Here is a 26,120-nt window from a genome sequence, read left to right as displayed (position 1 = left end):
GCTGATGCCATGAACGTGCCTGGCCCTGCCGGGGCGCCCCGCCCCACCCCCCGTGTGCTGCGCATGCGCCAGCGCGGCGGCATGTCGGTGACGATGATGCTGGTGATGCTGGGCCTGGTGATGATGCTCGGCCTGGTGGAAATCGGCTTCCTGTACTGGGCCAAGCGCGATGCGCAGAAGGTGGCCGACCTGGCCGCGCTCGCCGGAGCCCAGCGGCTGGAACTGTGCGCGGCCAACCAGGCCGACAACAGCGCCGCGCGCGGCAATGCGATCACCGCCAACCGCTTCCCCGGCACCGTGCAGGTGCAGTGCGGCAACTGGAATCCGGCCAACCCCGCGGCCGATCACTTCACCACCACGCTCGGTCCGCAGGCGCCGCTGAATGCCGTACGGGTACAGGCGCAGCGTTCGGTGCTGCCGTTCTTCGGCCAGAACACCAGCCTGCCCACGCTGCAGGTCCAGGCCGTGGCCATGCGCGCCCAGCCTACTGCCGTGTTCAGCGTCGGCTCGCAGCTGCTGCGGGTCAACGGCAACACCCCGCTCGGCAATGTCCTGCGGCTGGTCGGCGTGGATCTGGACCGCACCACCCTGCTCGGCTACGACGGCCTGGCGCAGGCCCACATCACCCCCGGCGGCCTGCTGCAGGCGCTCGGCATCCCGGTCGCCGCCGACATCGGCATCGCCGAGTTCAACCGGCTGCTGGCCGCCAACCGCATCTCGCTGGGGCAGCTGCTGGATGCCACCGCCACGGTGCTGGCGCAGAGCGGCGTGGCCAACGTCGACCTGCGCGCGCTCAAGAATGCGCTGGCCACGCAGATCAACATCGACCAGGCCAATCTGCAGCTCGGCTCCAACGATGCCGGCAGCGGCCTGTTCGCGCGCATCGTGGCGCCTGAAGGGCCGGCCTCCAGTGCGCTGCGTGCCGACGTCAACGTAATGGATCTGCTCACCACCGGCATCAGCATCGCCAACGGCGGGCGCGGCGTCGATGTGAACAACCTCAGCGTGCTCGGCCTGGTCAACGCCAAGGCAGCCATCATCGAACCGCCGTCCATCGCCATCGGCGGCGTCGGGGCGCGCGCCTACAACGCGCAGGTACGCCTGGCCGTGGATGTGGACACCAACAACCTGGCGGGGCTCGGCCCGATCCTGTCCACCCTCGGCGTTCGCCTGCATCTGCCGATCTACGCCGATGTCACCAACGCGATGGGCACGTTGACCGCCCTGCAGTGCGGTGCACAGCCACCCACGGCCACCATCAACGTCGAGTCCTCCGTGCTGCGCGCCTGCGTGGGCAAGGTGGACCCGGCCAACCGGTTCTCCACCCGCAACGTGTGCGAGACCACGCTGCAGAACGAACAGATGCTGACCCTGCTGGGCGCCACGCTGGTCAACGACAAAATCCGCCTCAACGGGCTCACCCACGCCGAAAGCGTCACCCTGGCGGCCGGCGAAACCGCCTCTACCCGCATCAATGCCGCCCTGCTCGGCGATACCGTGGCCGCGCTGGTCAACGAACTGCTGCGCGTGCTGGGCAACGTGCTCAATCCCGCGCCGAAGGGACTCGGCACGGCTGAAACCGCCAACCGCCTGGCCGAGCAGTATCTGAAGGCCGCCAATCCGGACCCCAGCAAAAAGTACGACGTGCACGCCACCATCGCGCTGTTGAAGAACGGCGCGCCCGCGCGCGGCATCGAACCGATCGGCACCTGGAACATCACCAAGGGCGTGCCCTACCCCTGCGGCCTGCTTACCTGCTTCCGCGACGGCACTGTCTGGGAGGGCTATGAAGCGGCGGTCACCGGCAATGGCCAGGGCCTGCTCGGCGGCGTGCTCGGCACCCTGCTCGGTGGGCTGGTGATCAACCGCTGCAACAGCCTGCTGACCGGTCTGCTGGCGTACAACACCTGCGTCAAGGGCAACCTCGCGTCCTACCTGCAGACCGCCGAGGATGGCGTGCTCGACAACTTCCAGGGCAGCGGCAGCGTGGTCGATCCGGGCACCGACACCGTGGCGTGCACCGGCCTGCTGTGCCTGGGCCTGAAGCCGGTGCTGGACCTGCTCAAGCCGATCCTCAACGGCGTTGGCACCCTCCTCACCCAGACCCTGGCGCAGGTGCTGGGGCTGGAGCTGGGGCGGACCGACGTGCACCTGCAGTCGATCAACTGCAGCCCTGCGCAGCTGGTGTATTGAGCCGCTCCCGCCCGCGCGCAGGGGGCGTGCGGACCCCGCCCCGCTGCATGCTAGACTGCCGCGGGGACTTCACATCACCGTTGAATCCATTCGTGGATGGCCTGAATATGCGAGAGAGAAAAGGGGTTGATTCCGCCACCATGCGTACGCTGGCCGGTGGAATGCTGTTGCTGTTGATGACCGCTGCACCCCAGGTGCTGGCTGCGCGCGCGCCGCGTGCCGAAGCGCCTGTCGAACCCGCGCAGCGCCCGGTACCGACGGTGCGCAACAGCGTGGACGAACTGCGTCAGCTGGTGGATTCGCGGCAGCTGACCGAGCTGCGCACCACCTACAACGGCAGCTATGGCGCCAGCCTGCTGTTCAACACCAGCACGCTGAACTACTACGTGGCGCTGTTCCACGAAAAAGAGTTCTGGCGGGTGATCAAGACCGATTCGGTGGACAACGCCGAGAAGGTCTACCGCACGTTCGTGCAGCAGACCGAAGAGCTGGCCCAGGTGTATATCGACACCACGCGTCTGCAGGCCGGCAAGCGCTACACCGAGAATCTGGTGGCCTACAACGCCCAGCGTCTGCAGAGCCTGCAGCAGGAAGCCGAGCTGCAACGCCAGCAGTCGCTGCAGGTCAGCGCATCGCTGCAGGAAGCCAAGCAGCAGGCGGTCAGCCTGAGCACCGATCTGCGCAGCACGCACAGCGAGCTGGACGCCCTGAACCAGCGCATCCAGCTGCTGCAGGCCCAGCAAGGCAATCCCGAGCTGTCGCTGCCCACGCCGGATGCAGCACCGGTCCCGGCACCTGCACCGTCAGGCCAGTCGGGCACCCCGTAACACCTGCGACCCGCGCGCTCCCTGCCCGCCAGGGAGCGTCGCGCGAACCGCACGCACCATGCGTTACCCTGATCCCCGATCACTGTTCGATCGGATGCAAGGAACGCCTCATGTCCTTCTCGCCTGTACGGGCCGCGCTGGGCCTGCTGCTGCCGCTTCTCGCCTGCACCGCCGCCGCAGCCACACCGCCGCTTACCGCCGCGCAATCCGATCCGGTGGCGCTTGGCTGGATGCAGGGTTCGCCGCCGCCGGAAGACAAGCGCATCCGCTACACGGACGAGGACTACTTCGCCTTCCCCAAGCTGCGTTGGACGGTCTGTCATTTCCGCCAGTTGATGCCCACCGTGGGCGTCAGCCGCGGCGAAGGCGCCGCCCGCCCGCTGACGCGCCGCCTCGACAGCGCGCTGGACGCAGTGACCTTCACCCCGCAGGGTGCCACCGCGCCGATGCGCTGGGCAGACGCGCTGGACGCCACCTACACCGACGGCATCGTGATCCTGCACGACGGGGTCGTGGTCTATGAGCGCTACAGCGGCTGCCTGGACGCCGATGGCCAGCATGGCGCCATGTCCGTCACCAAATCGATGACCGGCCTGCTCGGCGAGATCCTGGTCGCCGAAGGCCGCCTCGACGAGAACGCCCGCGTGGACAGCATCGTGCCCGAGCTGCACGACAGCGGCTTCGGCAATGCCACGGTCAAACAGGTGCTGGAGATGACCACCGGCCTGCGCTACAGCGAGGACTACGCCGATCCGGACGCGGACGTCTGGCAGTACGCCGCCGCCGGCAGCACGCTGCCCCACCCGCCGGGGTATCGCGGCCCCACCAGCTACTTCGACTATCTCCGCACGGTCCAGCCGGAAGGACGCCACGGTGAGGTGTTCGGCTATCGCACCGTCAACACCGACGTGCTGGGCTGGATCATCGCCCGCCGTTCCGGCCAGTCCGTCGCGCAGTTCCTGGAAGCGCGGATCTGGCGGCCACTGGGTGCCAGCCAGGATGCCTACTTCACTGTGGATTCCAGCGGTACGCCGTATGCCGGTGGCGGCTTCAATGCCGGCCTGATCGACCTTGCACGGGTGGGCCAACTGCTGCTCGACGACGGGCGCATCGACGGTCGCGAGGTGATCCCTGCCGCTGCCATCGCGCGCATCCGCGCCGGCGGCGACAAAGCGGCCTTCGCCAAGGCCGGTTATGCGCAGTTGCCCGGCTGGAGCTACCGCGGCATGTGGTGGGTCACCCACAACCCGCATGGTGCGTACATGGCGCGCGGCGTGCATGGCCAGGCGTTGTACGTAGACCCGACCGCGCGCGTGGTGATCGCGCGGTTCGCCTCGCATCCCACTGCCAGCAACAGCGCCAACGATCCCATCACCCTGCCCGCGTTCGACGCCATCGCGCGCGCCCTGATGGCCTCGCCCTGACCGCAGAGGGCGACGCGGCGGCCTGCGTCCGTATGTATAATGCGACCCATTCGCATTTGATACGGAGTGACGGCGCATGCCCTCGGCCACCTCGGCGCGCCATCGCCTGGACGGCTTCTATCGTGAGCACCACCGCTGGCTGTTGTCCTGGCTGCGGCGGCGTACCCGTCATGCCGACACCGCCGCCGACCTCGCCCAGGACACCTTCCTGCGCCTGCTCAGCAAGCGCGTGGACCCGGCCCAGCTACGTCTGCCCCGCGCCTATCTGAGCACCATCGCGCACGCCCTGATGGTCAATCACTGGCGCCGCGCCGATCTGGAGCGGGCCTATCTGGAGGCCCTCGCCGCACAGCCCGAACCGGTACATCCGTCGCCCGAAGAACGCACCCAGGCGCTGGAACTGCTGCATGCGATCGAGCGCATGCTGCGCCATCTGCCCGCGCGGCCGCGCCAGGCGTTTCTGCTCGCCCGCCTGTCCGGGCTGGGCTACGCGGCCATTGCCGGGCGCCTGGGCGTTTCCGAACGCATGGTCAAGAAGTACATGGCGCAGGCGATGCTGCACTGTCTGCGCATCGATCCGGAGCCGGCATGACCGCACGCGGCGACTACGACTGCCTGCAGCAGGCGGCGAACTGGTTCGCCGAGCTGCAGGACGGCGACGCTGCGCCCGCCGTACACCAGCAATGGCAGCACTGGCTCCAGGCGCACCCCGAACACCGGCAGGCCTGGGCGCAGGTGCAGCAGATCTGGTCGCAGTTCGCGACCCTGTCGCCGGCCGCCACCGAACAGGCGCTGGCAAGCGCCACGGTGTCCCGCCGCCGTGCCCTGCGCCGCATCGGCGGCACACTCGGGCTGGGCACGGTCGCGCTGCTCGGCCTGGCACGGTGGCACGGCCCTGCGCGCCCGGCCATGCCCCGTACCGCGTTCGCCGCACCGGGCCGCTGGACCCTGCCGGAGGGCGCCACCCTGTGGCTCAACGGCGACAGCGCTGCCGACATCACCTACGGCAGCGCTGCTCGCAGCATCGTGCTGCGTCGCGGAGAACTCCTGGTGCAGACCGCGACCGATACGCACGCGCCGCCGCGCCCGTTCGTGGTGGACACCCCGTACGGAACACTGCTGGCGCTCGGCACCCGGTTCTCGGTGTGGCTGCAGGATGACGCGGTGCTGCTCAGCGTCTTCCACGGCACCGTCGAGATCCAGCCCCATGCCGCGCCACCGCGCCGGATCGCTGCCGGCCAGCAGTGCCGCTTCGACCGCCACGGCAGCGATACACCACGCCCGGTAGACGCGGTCCGCGCGAGCTGGGCGCAGGGGCAGCTGCTGTTCGAGGCTGCGCCGCTGGCCGCGGTCGTGGCCGAACTGGGCCGCTATCGCCGCGGCTACCTCGGCTGCGACCCGGCCATCGCCGGGCTGCACCTGCTGGCGGCACTGCCGCTGCACGACAGCGATCGCGCCCTGGCGCTGGTGGCGGCGGCCCTGCCCGTGCGGATCGAACAGCCCTGGCCCTGGTGGACCCGCCTGCGACCCCGTTGAACAGCGGGGTTCCCTTTTCCGGCTTTCGTTGGGCAATCCCTGTGAGCCCGCTGCGCGGGTGCCCTTTTCCCTCCAGGTATTGCCGATGTTCCGTTCCGTCCCCCGTCCGCTGCGCCAGGCCCCGCTGCGCCTGGCCATCCACAGCGCCCTGTCCCTGCTGCCGCTGCTGGCCGTGCCCATCGCCACCGCGAACGCGCAGGCGGCCCCCGCCCGAGGCGTGCAGCACTACGCACTGCCGGCCGGGCCGCTCGCACCTCTGTTGACCCGCTTTGCCGCGCAGTCGGGCCTGCACATCGCCGCCGACGCCCATCTCACCAGCGACCGCCGCAGCCCCGGGCTGCGCGGCGACTACACCCCTGCACAGGGACTGGAGCAGCTCCTGGCCGGTACCGGCCTGGGCGTGACCTGGGACGCCAGTGGCGGCGCGGTGCTGCGTACCGCCGCTGGTGGTGGCGTGCAGTCGATCGGTGCGCTGCGCGTGCCGGGCGCGCAGCTCCGCCAGGCCACCCGCGATCCGGTGGGCTCGGTCGACGAGGTGTTCCGCGATCCGGCCGGCAGCGTGTACATCCCGCACGAAACGCTTGAACGCTTCCGTGGCCAGTCGGTGGGCGACATCCTGGCAGGTGCCGTTGGCGTGCACACTGCCGATGTCCGCAATGGCGGCGCCATCGACGTCAACATCCGTGGCCTGCAGGGCCAGGGACGCGTGCCGGTGGTGATCGATGGTGGACAGCAATCCATCGACGTCTATCGCGGCTATGCCGGGGTGCAGCAACGCAGCTACCTCGATCCGGACCTGATCAGCAGCGTCAGCATCAGCAAGGGCCCCACCCTGGCCGCCAACGCCGCCAGCGCCATCGGCGGCGTGGTCAGCATGGAAACGCTCACCCCGGCCGACATCCTGCGCGAGGGCCAGGACATCGGCGTGCGCCTGCGTGGCGGCATCGCCAGCAACAGCATCGCGCCCGGCCATTCCTTCAAACAGATCGCGCGCGGCAGCGAGCATCGCAACTCGCTTGCCTCGCCCGAGGACCGTTCCGGCAGCCTGGCACTGGCGATCCAGCGCGACCGTTACGATATCGTCGCCGCCTACGCAGAACGAACGCAGGGCAACTACTTTGCCGGCGAGCGCGATGTCGCGCGCTACGACCGCCAGCACCTGTCCGCCGCCGGTACGGGCATGAGCAGCCTGCCGGTCACCGCCATCTTCCACGGCGGCGACGAAGTGCTCAACACGCACACCGACAACACCTCGGCGCTGCTCAAGTTCACCTGGCGGCCGAACGACGACCAGCGCCTGGAAGCCGGTTACCGGTACTTCGATTCTTCCTTCGGTGAAATCATGCCCTCGGCCATCGGCCGCGTCGGCGAGTCCAACCAATGGGTCACCTACGTGGACAAGGCCAACACCATGCACCAGTTCGAGCCGGGCAGGATGCGCATCAACGCGTTCTCGCTGCGGCATCGCTACCAGCCGCAGGGACAGTCGCTGGTGGACCTCAAGAGCACACTGTGGTTCACCTCCGCCACCAGCCGCATGTTCAACAGCAACGTGGCCAACACGCCGCTGTTCAAGGAATATCCCGGCGATGCGATGCCCGATACGCTCGGCGAGACCTACGGGCCGGGCCTGCGCTCGGACGTGCGCAGCGACCGCTGGGGGCTGGACGCCACCAACACCTCGCGCCAGTTCACCGACCTGGGCGACGTGACCTGGACCTACGGGCTGGCCTTCCAGCATGAGGACACCGCGCCGGATTCGCCGGTGCTGGCGGTGGACTACAACAACAACCGCTACCTGCGCAGCGGCGTCCGTCGTGAGGCCAGTGCCGTGGCGTCGCTGGAATGGGCGCCCACCGACTGGCTGTCGCTGACCGTGGGCGGCCGCTACATCGACTACCGCAGCCGCGACCGCAACCACATCGCCTCGGTCGCGGCCTCGCGCACGCAGCCCTACACGTTCGCGCGGCTCAGCAAGGACGGCACGCTGCTGCCCGGCTGGTACAAGGAATGGTTCCCCGATGCCAACGGGCAGTACACCTTCGATTCGCTGCGCGCCTCCCCGTATGGCGACCGGACGCTGGGCGAGGTCTACGACTTCGATGGCTACATTCCCGACCCGCGCGGCAGCAAAGGCTTCTATACGAAGCAGATCGCGACGGCCTGGAACTATGCCGCCCCGTTTACCCGCAGCGGCCACGGCGCAACGCCGTATGTCAACGCGAGCCTGTTCCTGGACCCGGACACGTTCTTCTACGTGAAGTACGCGCAGGGGTACAAAATGCCCGGCCTGTTCGAGTCCACCGTGGGCAATTCCACCTCGATGCCGACCCGCGACCTGCTCCCGGAAAAGAACCGCGCCTGGGACATCGGCGTCAGCACGCTCAAGCGTGACCTGTGGCGCGACGGCGACCGCTTCGCCTTCAAGCTGGCGTACTTCAAGAACGACGTGAACGACCAGATCACCCGCGTGTTCGATTCGAAAAACTGGGGCTACAGCGTGGTCAATGTGGACCGCTACCTGGTCTCCGGCTACGAGCTGCAGAGCGGCTACGACATCGGCGTGGCCTACCTGGATCTGTCGGCCAGCTACTACCAGCGCGCCCGCACCTGCGATGCCGCAACGGCGGCCACGCTGCGCAACGATCCGTATGCCAAGTGGTCCAAGCTGGAGAACACGCCCGACTGCGTCAACGGTGGCTTCGGCACGTCGTTCGTGAATGCGCAGAATCCGCCGAAATACTCGATCTACACCACACTCGGCGTGCGCCTGTTCGACCGCCGTCTGGATGCCGGCATCCGGCGCATCTACAACGCCGGCCCCACTCACGAGCTGGACAAGCCCTGGAACACCACCGGCTCGACCGGCATGCAGAATCTCTATCTGCCGGCCGCGCTGTATGACCTCTATGCCAGCTACCGCGTCGATGAGCGCCTTTCGATGGAGCTGGTGATCAACAACGTCCGCGACACCTACTACCTCGACCCGCTGGCCATGAGCCTGATGCCGGGACCGGGCCGCACCGCGCGACTCAACCTCAGCCTGCGCTTCTGACCTACCGGCGCCCCGCCGGCCTGGCGGGGCGCCATCGTTCACCCAGCAGGACGCTCAGGCCACAAATTGGCGGCTACCGGCCAGATCGTTCCACCCATATCGTGATCTCCAACAGAAATCGCCCGGGAACGCCCGGGATGGAGATCCCCCATGAAGAAGGTCCTTGGCGTCTACAGCGCCCCCCGCCCGCACTGGGTCGGCGATGGCTTCCCGGCCCGCTCGCTGTTTTCCTACAGCACGCACGGCCAGCACCTGAGCCCGTTCCTGTTGCTGGACTACGCCGGCCCGTACCGGTTCGAGCCCACCGACCAGCGCCGGGGCGTGGGGCAGCATCCGCACCGCGGTTTCGAAACGGTCACCATCGTCTACGAAGGAGAGCTGGAGCATCACGATTCCACCGGCGCCGGCGGCCATATCGGTGCCGGCGACGTGCAGTGGATGACCGCCGGCGCAGGCATCCTGCACGAGGAGTACCACGCCCCGTCGTTCGCCCGCAGCGGCGGCACCCTGGACATGGTGCAGCTGTGGGTGAATCTGCCGGCCGCCGACAAGATGGCCACGCCGGGCTACCAGACCCTGCTTGACCGCGATATTCCGCGCGTTGCCCTGCCCGACGGGGCCGGCACCGTCCGGGTGATCGCCGGCAGCTTCGAGGGCCACGCCGGCCCCGCCCGGACGTTCACGCCGATGGATGTCTGGGACCTGCGCCTGAAGCAGGGTCACCAGACGCTGCTGGAGGTCGCTGCCGGCCGCACGTTGGCCCTGGTGGTGCTCAAGGGCAGCGTGACCGTCAACGACCAGCAGGTCGCCCATGAGGCCCAGCTGGTCATGCTCGATCGCGACGGGCGTGATGTCTCGATCGTGGCCGATACGGACGCCACCGTGCTGCTGCTCAGCGGCGAGCCGATCGACGAGCCGATCGTCGGCTATGGACCGTTCGTGATGAACACCGACGCCGAGATCGCCCAGGCGATGCGCGATTTCAACAGCGGGCGCTTCGGTCGCATGGCCGCCACCCCGCACTGACCCCTGCGGCCGTGCTCCCTGCACGGCCGTGCCCTTCAACGCAGCCACCGCGCCCGCGTTGCTACCGCGTCATCCCCCACAGGAGCCCATCATGGCCAGCGAACCGATCCGCGATCCCGCCACCGACACCCTGCTCACGCCGCAGAATGCCGCCTTCGTCATCATCGACTACCAGCCGGTCCAGGTGAACTCCATCGCTTCGATGGACCGCCAGCTGCTGGTCAACAACATCGTCGGCACCGCGCGGGCCGCCGTGGCTTACGGGCTGCCGATCGTGCACTCCACGGTCAACGTCCAGAGCGGGCTGAACAAGCCGCCGATTCCGCAGCTGCGCAAGGTGCTGGACGGTTACCCCACCTACGACCGCACCACCATCAATTCGTGGGAAGACGTGGCGTTCCGCCAAGCGGTCGAGGCCACCGGCCGGCGCAAGCTGATCATGACCGCACTGTGGACCGAAGCCTGCCTGACCTTCCCCGCGCTGGATGCGCTGCGCGAAGGCTACGAGGTCTACGTGGTGGTCGATGCCGTCGGCGGCACCTCGCTGGCCGCGCATGAGGCCGCGTTGCGCCGTATCGAGCAGGCCGGCGGCGTGCTCATCAGCGTGCCGCAGCTGTTCTGCGAACTGCAGCGCGACTGGAGCCGCACCGACACCGTGCCGGCCTTCATCGATCTGTTCATCCAGACCGGCGGCACGGCCGGTATCCAGTTCGCCTACGACCGAAACGCGTAATTCCGGCTCCACACCAGGTGAATGCGCAGGCGCGGGGTTGGCAGGACTCCGCGCCTGCGGCACGATTGAGCATCGACGAACACAGGGAACAGAGTCGACGATGCCCGTGGTGCCCGTACTGCGCCTGCCCCTGCAGGCGACCCTGCTGTCGCTTGCGGTCCTGCTGGCGGGTTCGCTGTGGCAGTGGTATCCGCAATGGGTGCCGCTGTCGGCCGACACCACGCCCCCGCCGGCACAGCTCTGGGCAGGCCGCATTCTCGCGTTTGTCGAGCGCGCTGCCGAGCCACTGCTGCTGACCTGGCTGATCGGCGTGGTGCTGACCCACGCCCTCGACATCCGCGACCTGCATCACCGCTGGCGTGCCGGCCTGGTGTTCGTCGGCCTGCTGATCGCAGGGCACGCCGCCGGCCTCGCACTCGCCGGGCTTCTGCAGTCGCTCGGCCCACTCGCCCCGGTGCTGGTGCACGGCGCCGAACTGCTTGGCTGGGCCGGGCTGCTGGCCATCGCCATGCTTGCCGCCGTGCAGGTCGGCCACCCGGCCCGCGCATCGCGACCGGTGGATGTCCGCACCGGCGTGGTGGCCGTGTTCGGGCCCGCCTGCCTGCTGGCGATGTGGAGCGGCTGGACATTTCTGCTGGTGAGCCTGATGGATCTTCCGCTGTTCTCGTATGTGCCTGCGCAGGTGCCCCTGCCGATCCGCATCGCGATGCCGTTGCTGATGATGGCCATCGCCGTGGTCGGCACCCGCGGCGTGTGGGATGGGCTGGACGGCGCGGTGTCCCCGGTGCCGCCCTCGCGCAGCGCCGCAGCGGCCCTGCTGGCCTGCACGGCCGCGTTGGCACTGCTCACGCCGCTGGCCGGGCTCGTCGCCCTGGTGGCGGCCACCGCCGAACGCCCGTGGTTGAATCTGGTGACCGCCGCCGCCGTCATCGCGCTGTCGCTGCTGGTGCAATACCTGCTCGCACGCTGGCTGGCGCGCCCGCTGCTGCTCGCGCGCAGGCCACTGCGCCCGCAGCCGCGCGCCCGCGCCCGCGCCTGATCGCCCTCCCGTCTGCTGCATCCCCGCACCAACGTTCACCGGCACGCCTCGAAGACCTGATCGTCCATCCGCCGGGACAGCGCGAAGTCGCGCTTCAGGCCAACGGCGCGATACGCCGCGTCGCGCCGCTGGCGGGCCGCGGCGCAGGCCTGCGGATCGCGATGCACGGAGATCAGATGGCCGCGTATCGCTGGCGGTGCTTTGTCTCGTCTTTGGTGGGGGGAGGTCCCCTCCTGCGGGTCCCCCCCCGCGGCCGCGTCGCGTTTGAGCTCCCGCCGCAGTGCTTCCACATAGGCGGCGTAGTAGCGCACCGGGCGGCGTTGCACCGCGCTCCAGCTCTGCTCGGTACGGCCGTCGGAGCACGCCGCGGACTGATACCGCACCTGCCCGCCAGACACGCATTTGTACACCGCCTGGCCCTGCGCAGGCGCGCACGCCACGACCACGAGCACCGCCACGATCATCCTGTTCATCGGCCACCCTTCCCCCTCCACTGTGGCCGCAGCATCGGCGGTGGGGGCGGCACGGACGCTGACGTGCGTCGCACAAGCGCAGCACCGGCGCATCCCCCTACAGCACGGCGCGCACCAGAAGGCCCGGCATGGCCGGGCCTTCGGGTGTCATGGGTACTGCCGGATCACAGGAAGCGGTAGTCGAACTCCAGCCACAGCTGGCGGCCGTAGGGATCGTAGTTGCCCACCGGATAGAACGGCCAGCCGCCGCCATTGCGGTCCGCCGGCGGGCGGCTGTCGCGCAGGTTGTTGACGATCAGGCCCAGCGTGGCGTTGTCGTTGAGCTTGCGGTACAGGCTGGCGTTGTAGGTCATGTACGGCGCGATGCGGCCGCTGCCGTCGGTCTTCGGCAGCGAGCCGTAGCGCATCCCGTACAGGGTGGCGGTCCAGTCGTTGATCGCCCAGGTCACGCTGCCGTTGATGCGGCTGCGCCACTGGTAGGAATCCAGCGAGTTGCGCTGGTCCTGGATGTCGTCACCATCGAACTGCCGGTAGTCGTGATCGATCACCAGCGAGTACGCCAGGCGGCTGGAGAAGCGCCCGTAGCGGCCGGCATCCCAGCGCAGATTGGCCTTCAGGTCCACGCCGCGCACCGATTCGGAGGCCGCGTTGATCGGATTGATCAGCACGCGGACCACCTGGTTGGGCTGCACCGCGGCATCGGCCGGGTTGCGGATCACCCGGCGCAACGCGTCCTGGCACTGTGCCGAGCCGATGTCACGGGCGTCGCCACCCACGGTCTGGCCCAGCCGGCAATCGGCTTCGTCCTTGAGGATGCGCGTCGAATCCAGGTTGGTGACTTCATCCTCGATGCGGATGTCGTAGTAGTCGACGGTGACATCCAGGTTGGCCGATGGCGACCACACCGCGCCCAGCCCGTAGGACCGCGCCGTTTCAGGCTGCAGCTGCGCATTCGCGCCACTGGTGTAGTCGATCGCCAGGCCGCTGTAGTCGCAGTCGTCGTAGGCCTGGCCGGCGGTACGGCACCGCCAGTAGTCGGTCATGCCCGGGTTGTAGCCGCGCGTCTCGGTGGCGAACACGTAGTTCATGTCGGGCGCGCGGAAGCTGCTGGCCGCACTCGCGCGCAGCAGCAGCGTATCCACCGGTCGGAACTCCAGGCCCGCGCTCCAGGTGGCCTTGCCGATGTGGTCGCCGGCGGCGCGGTACTGGTCGTAGCGGCCGGCCACAGTGGCGGTCAGGCGCTCCAGCAGCGGCAACTGCAGCTCCACACCGGCCGCGTAACGGTCGCGCTCGCCGCCGGCCGGAATGCCTGCGCTGGTGTTCCAGAATTCACCGGTCCCCAGGCGCGGATCGGGACGGTTCCGGTAGCCCTGGCTGCCCGCTTCAACCACGGCCGCCAGCGCGGCACGGCCCCCGGGCAGTGCGAACAGTTCGCCGTTGACGCTGACGCTGGCGGTCTGCAGCCAGGCCGCGTTGCGGCTTTCATAGGTATCCGACAGCCCGTCGTACTCGGTGGGCGTCAGCGGCTGGTACAGGCGCGTCGGGTCCGGTGCGTACACGTCCACGCCGTTGCGCGTGCCCAGCTTCGGGCCGAGCAGATAGTCATTGATGCCGGCCAGCAATGCCGGGCGGCGCGTGCGGTTCTCGTAGCGCGAGCGGCTGTAGGCCGCTTCGTAATCCCAGTCCGAGCTGCCGAGGCTGCCGCGCGCGCCCACGTTGAAGGACCACGACTGTTCCAGGAAGCGGTTGGCGTTGGCCTGCACGCCGCCGATTTCTTCCGGCGCGAAACGGCGGTACCAGGTTTCCAGCTGCCCACTGTTCTGGTTGTAGAAGTAGTTGCGCGAGGACGTCCAGGTCGGCGCACGGGTGTTGTTGTAGATGCGTGCGGTACCGATGGCCGCGTCGGCGAACAGTTCCTGGCGGTCGTTCAGGCGCCAGGTCAGCGCGCTGTAGGCGTCGATGTTGCGCTTCTCGGTCTGCACGGTCCAGAACGTGGCGGCCGCTTCGTTGCTGCCGCAGTAGGCGCCCTGGCGAGGATTCTGCGCACGGAACACGCTGCCGCCATAGAGGCCGCTGGCGGCATCGCAGCCGTCCAGGCCCGGATCGATGTAGTTGCCGGTGCCCGCATTGCGGCGATACGCCACGGCGGTCGGCAGCGGTGCAATGCCGCGCGGATCGTCGGTCAGCGAATCCATGAAGTCGCGCTGCGAGCCGTAGATCGCTTTGCGGTTGCCCAGTTCCAGGCCGAAAATCGCGTCCCACTGGTCGCCCGAGCCGCCACCGACCGCCTGCACGCGCTGGTTGTCGCCGCCGCCCTGCTCGGTGGTGCCGGCGCGCACATTGATGCCCACGCCGTCGTAGTGACGCTTGAGGATGATGTTGACCACGCCGGCGATCGCATCCGAGCCGTACACGGCCGATGCACCGCCCGCCAGGATCTCGATGCGGTCGATCAGGGCGCTCGGAATGTTGGCCAGGTTGACCACGTTCACCGAGCCCTCGTAGGCCAGCGGGTAGTCCGACTGGCGGCGCCCGTTGACCAGCACCAGCGTGCGGTTCGGGCCGAGCCCGCGCAGGTTGATGGTGTTGGCCGCCGGGGTGAACGTGTTGCCGAAGTCCTCGCCCTGCACGTTGCCGGTGTTCTCGGTCAGCGCGCTCAGGGCCTCGAACGCGCTGCGGTAGCCCTGCGCCTCGATCTGCTCCTGGGTGATCACCGTCACCGGCGAGGGCCCCTCCACACTTGCGCGGGGAATGCGCGACCCGGTGACTTTGACGGCGTCGAGCTGGGTGGGTGCCGTGTCCTGGGCGGCGGCGGCCAGCGGCGCCAGTCCGAGCAGGGGCAACAACGACAGGACCAGAGGATGCGGACGCAACGAACGGTGGAGCAGAGACATGCAGGTTCCAGGGTGGGGAAACGGAGCGCCGGCGCGCGCGATGCAAGGCGTGCGGGCCGGGAGGGGCGCCAGTTTGCTGAATGGGGACCTGCGGGTGAAATGACCGACCGGGATATGCATATCGGGTTTCCGACTAAGCACCCCGCGCGGTCACCGCGAGCGGCTACACTCCGCGCCATCGCCTGCTGGAGCCTGCCATGACCGCCCCCGATACCCCGCCCGAGCTGCTGCAGAGCCGGCACTGAGCCCATGCGCTTCATCGAGACCTTCACGCTGTACCCGTTCCTGGACACCGTGGTCAGCCTGGTGGCCGCGTTCGTGCTGGGCACCCTGATCGGCGCCGAACGGCAGTACCGCCAGCGCACCGCCGGCCTGCGCACCAATGTGCTGGTGGCCGTCGGCGCGGCCGCCTTCGTCGACCTGGGCATGCGCATTGCCGGATCCACCGAAGCGGTCCGGGTGATTTCCTACGTGGTGTCCGGCGTCGGCTTCCTCGGCGCGGGCGTGATCATGAAGGAAGGCATGAACGTGCGCGGGCTCAACACCGCGGCCACGTTGTGGTGTTCGGCGGCGGTAGGCTGCTGCACCGGCGCGGACATGCTGGCCGAAGGCGTGCTGCTGACCGCCCTGGTCATTGCCGGCAATACCCTGCTGCGTCCGCTGGTGAACGCGATCAACCGCATTCCGATCAACGAGGCCGCGTCCGAGGCCACCTACGAGGTGCGCCTGAGCGCCGATCCGATCGCCACGCCGGTGGTCCGCGAGCGCCTGGTGGAGCTTCTGGAAGCCGCGCAGTACCCGGTGGGCGACGTGCAGGTGGTCGAACACGGCGATGCGCCGGTGGAGATCGTGGCGATTCTGGTCAGTACCGCCGTGGCGGCGCATGAGCTCGATGCCGTGGTGGCACGGCTGCAGCGCGAACCGGGGGTGCTGCATGCCACCTGGGAAGTCAGCACCCGCGACTGACGCGGCGCCCCGAAACGCGAACGGCGGCCCGCAGGCCGCCGTCCGGTGTGCTGCACTGTCGCCGATCAGGCGGCGGCGGGCAGCGGCAGTGCGCTCTGGCGCTGCACCAGCGCGTTGAAGCGCGCCAGCGAGCTCAGGTGGTGGTGCACCAGCGCCAGCCAGCCGTTGCGGTGCCAGGCCACGACCAGCTCGTCGGGCAGCTTGGAGAACTTCTCCACGTCCACGACGCGGAAGCCGTTGATCGACATCTGCGCACCGTTGGACAGGGTCACATCGATGCTGCGGTCCACCAGCAGGCCCTGCTCGATCAGCGCCGTGCTGAACTGACGGGTCAGCTCGTGCTCACGGGTGAAGTCGCCGCAGAAGCGCATCGCTGCGTTGACCAGTTCGGTCGGCTCGCCATTCTCGAACAGCGGCTGGCCTTCCTCGGAATCGCCCTGGTTGACCACGTCGGCACCGGCATCCACGCCCAGCACGAAGTTCTGCGGGTCCTCGGTCTGGATGAACACGAACGGGTAGCGGCGCACGTAGGCCGGCACGTAATGATCGGGGGCCCAGTAGCCATCGGCCACGAACAGGTTGTCCTTGGCCAGGCCCACGGCTGCCAGCGGCACGGCTTCCTTGCCGGTGAACAGGATCGGGTAGAACTGGGCGATCGAGCCGAACTCACCCACCACCACCGGCAGCGAGTTGGTGTCGGCGGCAAAGCTCGCCGATTCGGTGCGCAGGCGCCAGTTGGCATGCGCTTCGGCGCTCAGCGGCACGGTCTGGCGGTAGAACAGCGGACCGGTCGGCGCGGCCGCAGCGGCCGGGGTATTCGTTTCAGCAGTCATGGAATGAGTCGTTGACGACGCGCCAGTCGGCCCGGGCGCGAAAGCGGGCACCGCATTGATCGGCCACTATAGCGTGGCTTTGCGACGATTTCCGCCTACAGACCGGTGAATTCGCTGCAGTCCGGCAGGGCCGGTTCGGCCACGTAGCGGCCCGAAACGAAGCGCAGGGTCCGCTCGACGCTGCAGGCCGGGTCACGCGCGGTGCGCAGATCGCGGTCGCTCAACGCGCCCTTGGCCAGCGAATCGCGGTTGCGCGAGACGAACGCCGGGAAACGGGTGGCGGTGCTGACGTAGCGCAGCAATGGCATGTCCTGGCCCTGTGGCAGCAGCGAGAGCGCCGCGCTGAAGGTGTATTCGTCGTGGCAGGCGCCCTTGCGCCGGGTTGCGTCCTGCTCGCTGAAGCAGGCGCGGATGCTGGCCTGTCCCGCCACCGGGAGCGACAACACGCTGCTGCTCTCGGCGCCTTCATCGGTGTGGTAGATGGTCTCCAGCAACAGCGTGCTGTTGGACGCGCCGCCGCCGGAATAGCCCGCCGTCTGTTCCACGGTCACGCCGACCACCACGTTCTCGAACGCGGCCTGCACCGGATCGGTGGGTACTCTGGGCGCGCCCAGGCCGGGCGCGAGGCGAAGGAGGTAGGGCCAGACCTGGAACTGGCCGTCGCGTTCGGGGCCGGTGTAGCCCACATGACGGTCGCGCGGCTCGGCCTCGCCCGGCACGAACTCCCGCACCTGCAGCGAGGGCCGCGGGTTGTTGCGGCTGGCGATCAGGCGCAGGCACCAGGCGCGGTCGCCGGTGCAGAACAGCGGCGATACCGCCTGCGCCATGTCGGGGTCGCCGCCTTCCAGGGTCGGCGGCGGCGCGGTGCCGGGCTGCTCGATCAACGCCTCGAGCCGGTTGCCGGCGGCATCGCGGGCGTCAGCCGCAAGGCCCACCCACGGCACCGCCAGCAGGAGGGCGGCGCAGAGGGCGCGCGGCGCCGGCAGCAGGTGTGTGGATGCATCGGTCATGGCGGGGTCCTTCCTCTGGTCAGTCCGTGCGCGCAGCCGCGCCGGTAGCGATGATAGACATCGCTGCCACGTCTCGATAGTCGCGTGCCGGCCGACGCCGCGTCAGCGCACACGCTCCAGCGCGCCGTCCGCGCCGGTCAGTACCGCGCAGGCATGGTCCTGCAGTTCTTCGGCACTGGCCTGGTTGCCGCTGGCCGGATCCAGCTGCGTGGCCAGCATCACGAATCCCGGCGTACCGTCGGGCGCACGTTCCCCGGCCACCAGCAACGACCACTGGCCGAGCTCGCCGGGTGCGGCCAGGTCATCGGCCAGCAGCCGCACCGGATTGGCCGTCAGCAGGTCACCCGGCAGGCGGCGTGCCTGGTAGACATGGCCCCGCAGCGGACCCGGCAGCGGCTGCCACCGCGTACCGATCGCCGCGCGCCAGCCCTGCAGGGCCGCCAGCACATCCGCACGCAGGCAATCGACGTGGATATGCAGTTGATGCTGGGAACGGCCGTGCGGCGAGTTCAGGGCCAGGCTGGCGACCTCGCGCGGCAGCGGCCGACCCAGCGCCTGCTCGGTATGCGTGCGCGCCTGCCAGGCGGCCGCGAAATAGTTGGGTGCCCCGCTGCGCAGCAGCGCGGGGCTTTCGATGCCGCTGACCCGGTCCATCGGCAGCAGCAGGAACTGGTAGTCGCCGTGCGCATCCTTGAGCAGCACGTCGCGGCGCTGCGGCGAGGCCGCCACCGCCAGGCATGACGCGCGCGGCGTCGCCTCCATGCAATCGCGCTGCACGATGCCCCACAACGCATCCGGATTGGGCGCCGGCCGGGCCGGCGGAGACGTTGCGCAACCCACCAGCAGCAGGGGCAGCACGCACAGGATCGAACGCAGCAACATCGGCACGGCACTCATGCAGCAGACGGAAACGGCCCCGACAGGATCGCCGGGGCCGCGGTGCCATTGTAGCCGGCGAGTGTGACACCGGCCTTCCCTTACGCGACGCGGACGGCCATCACGTCGTTGTGCTGCAGCAGCCAGGCGTTCTTGCCGCCATCCGCGTGCGCCCACGTGCTCGACCGCAGCGCATCGTCGGGGGCGGTGTCGAAGGTGCTGCTGCTGTCGGCGAAGGTACTCATGGCCGCGATCAGCGCGTTCAGTTCCTGACCGCCACTGGCGCCCGCACTGCCTTCGGTCTGGGCGGCCACACTGCTGGCCTGCGACTGCCAGGTCGCCGCGAAGGCCGGCTGCAGCGCCGCACGCTGGGCAGCGGTGAGCTTGGCGGTGCCGGTCTTGCCCGACTGTGCCATCGCCGTCACCAGGGCCTGCACGTCGGCCGCCGCCAGGCGCATGCCGCCGGCCTCCACCGATTCGATCCGGTATGCGTCGCCCAGGTACCAGTCCTTGATCACCAGCACGTCCTGGCTGCCCAGGACGGTGATCTTCAGATCGTTCGAGCCGGCCACACGCGTGAACCACAGGTCGTCGTACACCGCCGTGGCAAACCGGGCGATGTCGTGGTCGCCGGCATCGCTCGCGGTTTCCACCACCGTATCGGTGCCATAACCGGTGCGCAGGAGGTAGAGGTCGCTGCCGGTACCACCCACCAGCGTATCCGCGCCGGCCCCACCGTCGAGCGTGTCGTTGCCGGCCAGGCCAGTGAGCGTATTGCTGCCGCTGTTGCCGGTCAGGACATTGTGGGCGGCATTGCCGGTGCCGGTGAGGGCGGACGAACCCGACAGGGTCAGGTTCTCCAGGTCATCGGACAGGGTGTAGTGGGTTGACGCCCTGACCGTGTCGATTCCTTCGCCGGCCAGTTCGACCACCGTGTCGCCCGCCTGATCGACAACGTAGGTATCGTTGCCGCGGCCGCCAACCAGGTGATCCTCACCGAGGCCGCCATCCAGCGTGTCATCGCCGTCGTACCCATACAGCGTGCTGACGCCGTTGCTGCCGGTGAGCACGTTGTCCAGTGCGTTGCCGTGGCCGGTGGTGTATCCGGACAGCCAGAACGTCAGGTTCTCGATGTGGTCCCCCAACGTGTAGGTGCCGAGGCTCGTGCTTACCAGGTCGATCCCCTGCCCCGCCTCCTCGTAGACAACATCGAAGGCCGAGTCGACGCTGTACGTGTCGTTGCCAGCGCCGCCGACCATGCGGTCCCGGCCTGCACCACCGTCCAGGTCGTCGTCGCCGTCATCGCCGAACAGGCGGTCATCGCCTGCGCCGCCTTCCAGCCGGTCCGCGCCGCCCTTGCCCGTGAGCATGTTGGCCGCCGAATTGCCGGTGATGACGTTGCCCAGGGCGTTGCCGGTGCCGTTGATCTCGCGGGTGCCAGACAGCGTCAGATTCTCGACGTTCTCGCCCAGCGTCCAGGTGATGCTGGACGAGATGCTGTCGACGCCTTCCCCGGCCACTTCAACCACTTTGTCATCGAAGTTGTCGACCGTGTAGCCATCATTGCCTGTGCCGCCGAACATGTAATCCGCGCCGGCACGTCCGTCGAGACGGTCATCCCCCGCATGGCCCACCAGCACATCGTTGTACGCGGTGCCGGTCAGGGTGTCGTTGGAAGCAGTGCCTTCGATGGGCGTCCCCCCAACGATGGTGAAGCTGGTGTAGGTCTGCTGGCCGTAGCCATCCGTTGCGCGGATCGAGATCCCGTAGCTCGATGACCAGTCGGCCGGCACCTGTCCACTCAACGTCCGCGTCTGCGGGTCGTACTGCAGCCATTCGGGATAGTTGCTGACCTCCCAGCTCACCGGACCGTTGTCGCTGAACAGGTCGGCCGGAATCGTGTAGCTGAAGGCGCTGCCCGCCGGCGCCAGCACCGGCACCAGCGTGCGTGCCACGACCGGCGCCGCATCGATCCGCGTCAGCAGATCCGCGGTCGTCCACACGGTACCGTCGGCGAACACGATCTCCTCGATGGCATCCGGGGCGACCTGACTGTTCCCCCACAGCTGGTTCTCCAGCAGGATCCGGTCATCCGGGCGGCCGGTGAAGTGGATCGTCAGGCCGTTGTCCCCGGACCGCGTCACCACGACGTCGGCACTGTTCAACCCGGCGCCCAGGAACAGGCGATCGAAGCCGTCGCCCCCCATGTCGCCCGAGGAGCTGAAGGCACCGCTGTCCACGATGGTGTCGTGGCCGTCGCCTGCGTTGTAGTGGAACGTATCGTCGCCGTAGCCGCCCACCAGGGTGTCGTTGCCGATGCCACCGTACAGGACGTCGGCACCCTCCGCCCCGCGCAGGAAATCATCGCCGGCCCCGCCCGTCAGATGGTCATCGCCGCTCCCGCCCCGGATGTCGTCGTTGCCGTCGCCGCCGTCGACAACGTCATCGCCGCCCATCGCATAGAACACCTCACCGCTGCTGTCACCGGTGATCGTATCGCCAGCGCCGGAGCCCAAGCGGAGCTGGGTTATTTCGCCGGCATAACGCGCCGTGGCGAGCACGTGGCTGTAGAAGTCCGCCGCGGTCATCACCGTACCATCGGCGAACTCGACCCGGTCGATATCGCCGGAGCTCTCGGCAGCGTCACCCAGGTACAGCGCCGTGTAGATGCTGAAGACGTCGTCGGTGCCCTTGATGCGGATGTCCAGGGATGCGCCGGAGAACATGTTCTCGGTCAGCGTGAACTCCAGGTCGGACAGCGCGATATCCGGCCCGAGCCGCAGCGTATCGACACCCCCGGTGGTGGAATAGATCAACTGATCGGCCTGGTTGCCGCGCTTGAATACGTAGATCTCGTCGCCATCGTGGCCGCTGAGGATGTCATTGCCGGCACCGCCGTCCATCAGCGAATTGCCGTCGCGGTTCTCCAGGAGGTCATCCCCGTCACCGCCATAGAGTTCGTTGTTGCCTTCGTATCCGTTCAGGGAATCATTGCCCGCCCCACCGATCAGCACGTCGTCGCCTTCACCGCCCGACAGCCTGTCGTCGCCTTCGCCGCCCTCGAGCAGATCGTTGCCCTGCCCACCGGAGATGGTGTCGTTGCCCTCCCCACCGTTGATGTGGTCGTCGGTCTCATAGCCGTCGATGTAGTCGCTGCCCGAAGTCGGCTGGATCAACGTGGCCCGGATCTGCGCGTGGGTCAGCACACTGCCGTCGAAGAAGCGGATCGACGGCGCACCGCCCAGTGGCGCCGACAGGTACTCGCGCAGCGTGAGGGACCAGTTCGGATTGCCGACCATCGTCAGGTACGCATCGTTGCCGTTGCGCTGTACCACCACGTAGGCCGGAACGATGTCCTCCGCGAGGCGGATGATGCTGTCGGCGTCGCCATCCTCGATGGCGTCGTGCCCACTGTCGAGGCCGAACACGTAGGTATCCTGCCCCTCGCCGCCCTTGAGCAGGTCGTTGCCCGCGCCGCCGTCGAGCACATCGTTGCCGGCGCCGCCCAGCAGGTCATCATTGCCGGCGTCGCCGTGCAGGGTGTCGTGGCCGGCGCCGCCTTCCAGGGAGTCCCAGCCTTCGCCGCCGTACAGCACATCGTTGCCGGCGCCTTCCTCGTCATCGCCGTACAGGCGGTCGTCGCCCGCACCGCCGGCCAGCACGTCATTGCCGGCACCGCCATGCAGTTCGTCGCCCGCGCCGCCGCCATCGAGATGGTCGTCGCCGGCACCGCCTTCGAGCCTGTCCCAACCCGCGCCGCCGGAGAGGCTGTCGTTGCCGGCGCCGCCGAACAGCCGGTCGTCACCGTCGCCACCGTTGATGACGTCGTTGCCGTCATCGGCCCACAGGGAGTCGTTGCCGGCGCCGCCATTGAGGATGTCGTTGCCCGCTCCGCCCACGAATTCATCCTGTCCGTCGCCGCCGGACAGGATGTCGTCGCCGTCCTCGCCGAACAGTTCGTCATCGCCTTCGCCCCCCTCCAGGCGATCGTCGCCGGTGCCGCCCTGCAGCTCGTCATCGCCGCTGCCGCCGGTCAGGCGATCATTGCCAGTGCCGCCCATCAGAACGTCGTTGCCTGCACCGCCATCCAGCACGTCGTTGCCGCCCCACGCATACAGGTAGTCGTTGCCCTCGCCCCCGTCGAGCACGTCGTTGCCATGTTCGGCTTCCGGCGTGATGTGGTCATCACCGTGCAGAATGTCGTTTCCGCTGCCGCCAAACAGCGTGTCATCGCCGGCATTGCCAAGCAGCCAGTCGTTGCCGGCGCCGCCGTCGAGGTGGTCGTTGCCGGCCGGGCCAGGCGAGTAGAGCGGATCGCCCACCGGGGCATTCAGCCGATCGCCCCACAGCTCGTCGTCGCCATCGCCGCCGCGCAGGATGTCCGATCCCCCCTGGCCAAAGATCATGTCGTTGCCGGCGCCACCGTCCAGTATGTCCGCGCCGGCATTGTTGGCCAGGTTCGATACACCGGTGCTCAGCTCCTGGAACAGGCTGGTCCGGCCTCCCGTGATGACATCGCCGTAGATCCGGTCATCGCCGTCGTCCCCATTGATCACGTCCGCGTCGTGCCCGCCGATCAGCAGATCGTTGCCCGTGCCGCCGTCGATGATGTCGTCGCCCTCCCCGGCATAGACCGTATCCGCACCGGATCCGGCATCGATGGTGTCGTTGCCGTTCCGGTACTGATTGGCGTCCAGGTGGCGCCAGATGGGCGTATTGTTGCGCCCCCACGCTTCAACCTCCAGGTTGATCAGCCGGGCGAACGTATCGTCCAGGTCCACGGCCTGGCCGTTGGCGTAGTACGCGATCCACGCGTTGCCGTGCGAGTGGAGATCGCCGCGCTTGGCAAGCTCCTCATACATGCGCGTGTCCAGGTGCGGCGTCATCTCTTCCCAGCGCCGCCAGTTCATCACCATGCCACCGTTGACGATGATGTCGTTGCCGGTGCCCCCGGACATGACGTTGTCGCCCGGCCCGCCCAGCAGGAAGTCGTCGCCGCCGCCGCCATCGATACGGTCGTTGCCGTATCCGCCGTCGATGCCGTCGTTGCCTTCCAGCCCGTGGATGATGTCGTGTCCGCTGGGGACGGTGTCCGTATCGCCGTCACGACCGACAAGATCGTCGCCATTGGTCTGCGGAATCGGGTTTTCCGGCGTCCCGGGCTGATTGTAGGTGGGCAGCGTGATACCGAGGTGGCCGTCGGACCAGTTGTCGACGCGGATGCGGCTGTTGGTCGCGCGATGCACGATGATCAGCGTACGCGTGCCGTCGTCGTTGGGGTCGCTGATCAGGATGTTGAAGGTCTTGTCGGCGGTCTGCCAGTAGAAGCCTTGCGCGCTGACCCGGCTGACCACGCCATCGCCCAGGTCGCTGCCGATGACGGTGCCGTTGAAGCGGATCGCGCCATCGCCATCACTGTCGATGATGACGTCCTGGCTGGGGCCGCCGGCGAAATCGGCATCGGTGAAATCGTAGTAGTCGCGGCCCGCGCCCCCTTCGAGCCGGTCGTTGCCGAGCCCGCCCTCCAGCACATCGTCGTCGTCGCCGCCTTCGAGCTGGTCGTTGCCGCCGCCCCCGTAGAGGCGGTCGTTGCCGGACCCGCCGCCCAGCACATCGCCGCCGCCGGCGCCTTCTATGCGGTCGTTGCCCGCACCGCCGCCGATGATGTTCTGCTTGCCGTCGAGACCGTAGACACTGTCGGCGCCGGAGGTGCCCATCAACGCCGCGTAGTCGATGCCCTCGAACTGCTGGAAGCCCTGGCCATACAGCGCGTACGAGCGCTCGACCACGAACCGCGCTTCCTCGTTGGCGAGCAGCGTCTGGAAGGAGCCGGCCACCTGCTCCTCCAGCGCATCCTCAACCACGCCGACCAGACCGGACGCGGCCAGCACCGGGCCTGCGAACGGGAAGCGCTCCAGTGTGGCCTCGATCATGCCCCCCACCACGAACATGGTCAGCCGGGTGGCAACGGTGCTGTAGTCGCCCGTTCGGGCGGCTACCAGCAGGTTGACCAGGTCCACGCCATCCTCGCTGATGCCCACGACCTTGCCGATCTTGCCGCCAGGGCCCGGCATGGGAACAGCGGTCACCTGGGACATCATGCCCAGCACGGTTTCCAGCTTCTCGGTATCCAGGCGCTGGGCGTCGTGAAGCTTGGAGACGATGTTCTCGAACCCGCTCAGGTAGCGCTGCTGCAGTGCCAGCCAGGTGGCATCGCCGGCCAGCTCGGGCGTGCGCCCGAACATCCGCATCAGCTCCATCGCCTGCTCGCTGGCGTGCGCATAGGCCACGTTGATGCGCCGGGCCACCTCCTCATCCGGGGTGTCGTCGCTCAGCACCGCGATCTCCAGCCCGGCCTGCTTCAGCTCGCGCCCGTACAGGGCCGCCAGCTGGCGTGAAAGACCGGAAAGCAACGTCTGCATCTGTACGGCCGTGTACGACATGGTCAGTCCTTGGTGGTGGAGCGAGGAAGGGTAAGGAGGAGGTCAATGCATCGATGCAACGGCCAACGTCGCGCTGCACGCCGAGCGGTCGTCTGGATGAACGTGCAGGGTTGAACAGGGGGGTGACGCAGCGCGCAGCTGCTGCTCCATCGCGCCGGCCCGCAGGCCGTTGCGACGCGCCTGGGTACTGCCAATGGGCATCCAGGTGCCGGCCTGACGGCGGCCTTCCTCAACGTCCGTTTTCTCGCTTCCCATGACATCCCCTGTCCCTGCGTGCGCGCATAGTCACACGCCGCTGGCAGGGCCCGCAATGGCGTTTTTCGGGACGCTCACGGAAGGCCTGGAGGCGCGGTCGCGGTATGCTCCATGCCTCCCTGCCTGGAACCGACCGCATGCTGCATCACCTCTCCCTCGGCGTGCGCGATCTGCCGCGCGCAGGCCGCTTCTACGACGGTACGCTGGGCGCGCTTGGCTATCGCCGCGTGTTCGATGGCCCGGAATCCATCGGCTACGGTCTGGTCGATGATCAGGACCTGCTGCTGCTCAACCTGACGCCCGACGCGGCGCCGCCCGGCGATGGTTTCCACCTTGCGTTCGCGGCATCGTCGCCACAGGCGGTGCAGGCCTTCCATGCGGCGGGGGTCGCGGCCGGCGGCACCGACAACGGTGGCCCCGGGCTGCGACCGGACTATGGCGACACCTACTACGCGGCCTTCCTGGTCGACCCGGACGGCTACCGGGTGGAAGCGGTGCATCGCGGCCACAGCGACTGACCGCACCCGCGGGCGCGGC

Annotated in this window: 17 protein-coding genes; 11 read left to right on the top strand and 6 right to left on the bottom strand. The window is 68.4% G+C overall.

Annotated features, from left to right (window positions below):
* The first annotated feature begins 9 nt into the window (after nt 1-9).
* The 9 genes from ACO6VK_RS10610 to ACO6VK_RS10570 all read left to right on the top strand — a co-directional run bounded on the left by ACO6VK_RS10610 (nt 10) and on the right by ACO6VK_RS10570 (nt 11,833).
* Nucleotides 10-2,193 carry a TadG family pilus assembly protein gene (locus ACO6VK_RS10610; protein ID WP_422506913.1) on the top strand — a complete coding sequence of 728 codons (2,184 nt, stop codon included), beginning with the start codon at nt 10-12 and terminating at the stop codon, nt 2,191-2,193.
* Nucleotides 2,194-2,300: 107 nt separating this feature from the next.
* The gene (locus tag ACO6VK_RS10605) at nt 2,301-3,020 is read left to right on the top strand and encodes a DUF2968 domain-containing protein (RefSeq protein ID WP_422506911.1); all 720 of its coding nucleotides are present in this window, start codon (nt 2,301-2,303) and stop codon (nt 3,018-3,020) included.
* Nucleotides 3,021-3,130: 110 nt separating this feature from the next.
* On the top strand, nt 3,131-4,444 hold the full coding sequence (locus tag ACO6VK_RS10600) for a serine hydrolase domain-containing protein (RefSeq protein WP_422506909.1): 1,314 nt from the start codon (nt 3,131-3,133) through the stop codon (nt 4,442-4,444).
* 76 nt (nt 4,445-4,520) lie between these two features.
* Nucleotides 4,521-5,036 carry a sigma-70 family RNA polymerase sigma factor gene (locus ACO6VK_RS10595; RefSeq protein ID WP_422506907.1) on the top strand — a complete coding sequence of 172 codons (516 nt, stop codon included), beginning with the start codon at nt 4,521-4,523 and terminating at the stop codon, nt 5,034-5,036.
* On the top strand, nt 5,033-5,980 hold the full coding sequence (locus ACO6VK_RS10590; RefSeq protein ID WP_422506905.1) for a FecR domain-containing protein: 948 nt from the start codon (nt 5,033-5,035) through the stop codon (nt 5,978-5,980). Before ACO6VK_RS10595 ends, ACO6VK_RS10590 begins: the two co-directional genes overlap by 4 nt.
* Before the next feature lie 85 nt (nt 5,981-6,065).
* Nucleotides 6,066-9,035, top strand: a complete 2,970-nt coding sequence (locus ACO6VK_RS10585) for a TonB-dependent receptor domain-containing protein (RefSeq protein WP_422506903.1) — start codon at nt 6,066-6,068, stop codon at nt 9,033-9,035.
* 150 nt (nt 9,036-9,185) lie between these two features.
* Nucleotides 9,186-10,061: a pirin family protein gene (locus ACO6VK_RS10580; RefSeq protein ID WP_422506901.1), complete on the top strand. Its 876-nt coding sequence runs from the start codon at nt 9,186-9,188 to the stop codon at nt 10,059-10,061.
* A gap of 91 nt (nt 10,062-10,152) precedes the next feature.
* Complete coding sequence (locus tag ACO6VK_RS10575) at nt 10,153-10,794, top strand: hydrolase (protein ID WP_422506899.1); 642 nt, start codon at nt 10,153-10,155, stop codon at nt 10,792-10,794.
* A gap of 100 nt (nt 10,795-10,894) precedes the next feature.
* Complete coding sequence (locus tag ACO6VK_RS10570) at nt 10,895-11,833, top strand: hypothetical protein (RefSeq protein ID WP_422506897.1); 939 nt, start codon at nt 10,895-10,897, stop codon at nt 11,831-11,833.
* A gap of 35 nt (nt 11,834-11,868) precedes the next feature.
* Here ACO6VK_RS10570 and ACO6VK_RS10565 read toward each other — a convergent pair whose 3' ends face one another.
* Together ACO6VK_RS10565 and ACO6VK_RS10560 are read right to left on the bottom strand one after the other, a co-directional pair.
* The gene (locus tag ACO6VK_RS10565) at nt 11,869-12,306 is read right to left on the bottom strand and encodes a hypothetical protein (RefSeq protein WP_422506895.1); all 438 of its coding nucleotides are present in this window, start codon (nt 12,304-12,306) and stop codon (nt 11,869-11,871) included.
* 164 nt (nt 12,307-12,470) lie between these two features.
* Nucleotides 12,471-15,200: a TonB-dependent receptor plug domain-containing protein gene (locus ACO6VK_RS10560; protein ID WP_422506893.1), complete on the bottom strand. Its 2,730-nt coding sequence runs from the start codon at nt 15,198-15,200 to the stop codon at nt 12,471-12,473.
* A gap of 249 nt (nt 15,201-15,449) precedes the next feature.
* On the opposite strand from ACO6VK_RS10560, the gene ACO6VK_RS10555 reads away from it, so the two are divergent.
* Nucleotides 15,450-16,166, top strand: coding sequence for an MgtC/SapB family protein (locus ACO6VK_RS10555; protein WP_422506891.1), 717 nt, complete (start codon nt 15,450-15,452; stop codon nt 16,164-16,166).
* A gap of 65 nt (nt 16,167-16,231) precedes the next feature.
* On the opposite strand, the gene ACO6VK_RS10550 is transcribed toward ACO6VK_RS10555, so the two are convergent.
* The 4 genes from ACO6VK_RS10550 to ACO6VK_RS10535 all read right to left on the bottom strand — a co-directional run bounded on the left by ACO6VK_RS10550 (nt 16,232) and on the right by ACO6VK_RS10535 (nt 25,328).
* Complete coding sequence (locus tag ACO6VK_RS10550) at nt 16,232-16,999, bottom strand: SapC family protein (protein ID WP_422506889.1); 768 nt, start codon at nt 16,997-16,999, stop codon at nt 16,232-16,234.
* A gap of 95 nt (nt 17,000-17,094) precedes the next feature.
* Nucleotides 17,095-18,009, bottom strand: coding sequence for a hypothetical protein (locus ACO6VK_RS10545; RefSeq protein ID WP_422506887.1), 915 nt, complete (start codon nt 18,007-18,009; stop codon nt 17,095-17,097).
* Nucleotides 18,010-18,111: 102 nt separating this feature from the next.
* Complete coding sequence (locus tag ACO6VK_RS10540) at nt 18,112-18,906, bottom strand: CDP-diacylglycerol diphosphatase (RefSeq protein ID WP_422506885.1); 795 nt, start codon at nt 18,904-18,906, stop codon at nt 18,112-18,114.
* Nucleotides 18,907-18,986: 80 nt separating this feature from the next.
* Nucleotides 18,987-25,328 carry a calcium-binding protein gene (locus tag ACO6VK_RS10535; protein WP_422506883.1) on the bottom strand — a complete coding sequence of 2,114 codons (6,342 nt, stop codon included), beginning with the start codon at nt 25,326-25,328 and terminating at the stop codon, nt 18,987-18,989.
* A gap of 392 nt (nt 25,329-25,720) precedes the next feature.
* Between ACO6VK_RS10535 and ACO6VK_RS10530 the strand changes: the two genes are divergently transcribed.
* Nucleotides 25,721-26,101, top strand: a complete 381-nt coding sequence (locus tag ACO6VK_RS10530) for a VOC family protein (RefSeq protein WP_422506881.1) — start codon at nt 25,721-25,723, stop codon at nt 26,099-26,101.
* Nucleotides 26,102-26,120 lie beyond the last annotated feature (19 nt).

It is taken from the genome of Stenotrophomonas sp. GZD-301 (assembly GCF_049310345.1).
GTDB lineage: Bacteria > Pseudomonadota > Gammaproteobacteria > Xanthomonadales > Xanthomonadaceae > Stenotrophomonas.
This window is presented reverse-complemented; position numbering and strand designations above follow the sequence as displayed.

Coding starts and splice junctions, on each gene's coding strand:
- ACO6VK_RS10610 (WP_422506913.1), top strand. CDS start 10: ATGAACGTGCCTGGCCCTGCCGGGGCGCCCCGCCCCACCCCCCGTGTG.
- ACO6VK_RS10605 (WP_422506911.1), top strand. CDS start 2,301: ATGCGAGAGAGAAAAGGGGTTGATTCCGCCACCATGCGTACGCTGGCC.
- ACO6VK_RS10600 (WP_422506909.1), top strand. CDS start 3,131: ATGTCCTTCTCGCCTGTACGGGCCGCGCTGGGCCTGCTGCTGCCGCTT.
- ACO6VK_RS10595 (WP_422506907.1), top strand. CDS start 4,521: ATGCCCTCGGCCACCTCGGCGCGCCATCGCCTGGACGGCTTCTATCGT.
- ACO6VK_RS10590 (WP_422506905.1), top strand. CDS start 5,033: ATGACCGCACGCGGCGACTACGACTGCCTGCAGCAGGCGGCGAACTGG.
- ACO6VK_RS10585 (WP_422506903.1), top strand. CDS start 6,066: ATGTTCCGTTCCGTCCCCCGTCCGCTGCGCCAGGCCCCGCTGCGCCTG.
- ACO6VK_RS10580 (WP_422506901.1), top strand. CDS start 9,186: ATGAAGAAGGTCCTTGGCGTCTACAGCGCCCCCCGCCCGCACTGGGTC.
- ACO6VK_RS10575 (WP_422506899.1), top strand. CDS start 10,153: ATGGCCAGCGAACCGATCCGCGATCCCGCCACCGACACCCTGCTCACG.
- ACO6VK_RS10570 (WP_422506897.1), top strand. CDS start 10,895: ATGCCCGTGGTGCCCGTACTGCGCCTGCCCCTGCAGGCGACCCTGCTG.
- ACO6VK_RS10565 (WP_422506895.1), bottom strand. CDS start 12,306: ATGAACAGGATGATCGTGGCGGTGCTCGTGGTCGTGGCGTGCGCGCCT.
- ACO6VK_RS10560 (WP_422506893.1), bottom strand. CDS start 15,200: ATGTCTCTGCTCCACCGTTCGTTGCGTCCGCATCCTCTGGTCCTGTCG.
- ACO6VK_RS10555 (WP_422506891.1), top strand. CDS start 15,450: ATGCGCTTCATCGAGACCTTCACGCTGTACCCGTTCCTGGACACCGTG.
- ACO6VK_RS10550 (WP_422506889.1), bottom strand. CDS start 16,999: ATGACTGCTGAAACGAATACCCCGGCCGCTGCGGCCGCGCCGACCGGT.
- ACO6VK_RS10545 (WP_422506887.1), bottom strand. CDS start 18,009: ATGACCGATGCATCCACACACCTGCTGCCGGCGCCGCGCGCCCTCTGC.
- ACO6VK_RS10540 (WP_422506885.1), bottom strand. CDS start 18,906: ATGAGTGCCGTGCCGATGTTGCTGCGTTCGATCCTGTGCGTGCTGCCC.
- ACO6VK_RS10535 (WP_422506883.1), bottom strand. CDS start 25,328: ATGTCGTACACGGCCGTACAGATGCAGACGTTGCTTTCCGGTCTTTCA.
- ACO6VK_RS10530 (WP_422506881.1), top strand. CDS start 25,721: ATGCTGCATCACCTCTCCCTCGGCGTGCGCGATCTGCCGCGCGCAGGC.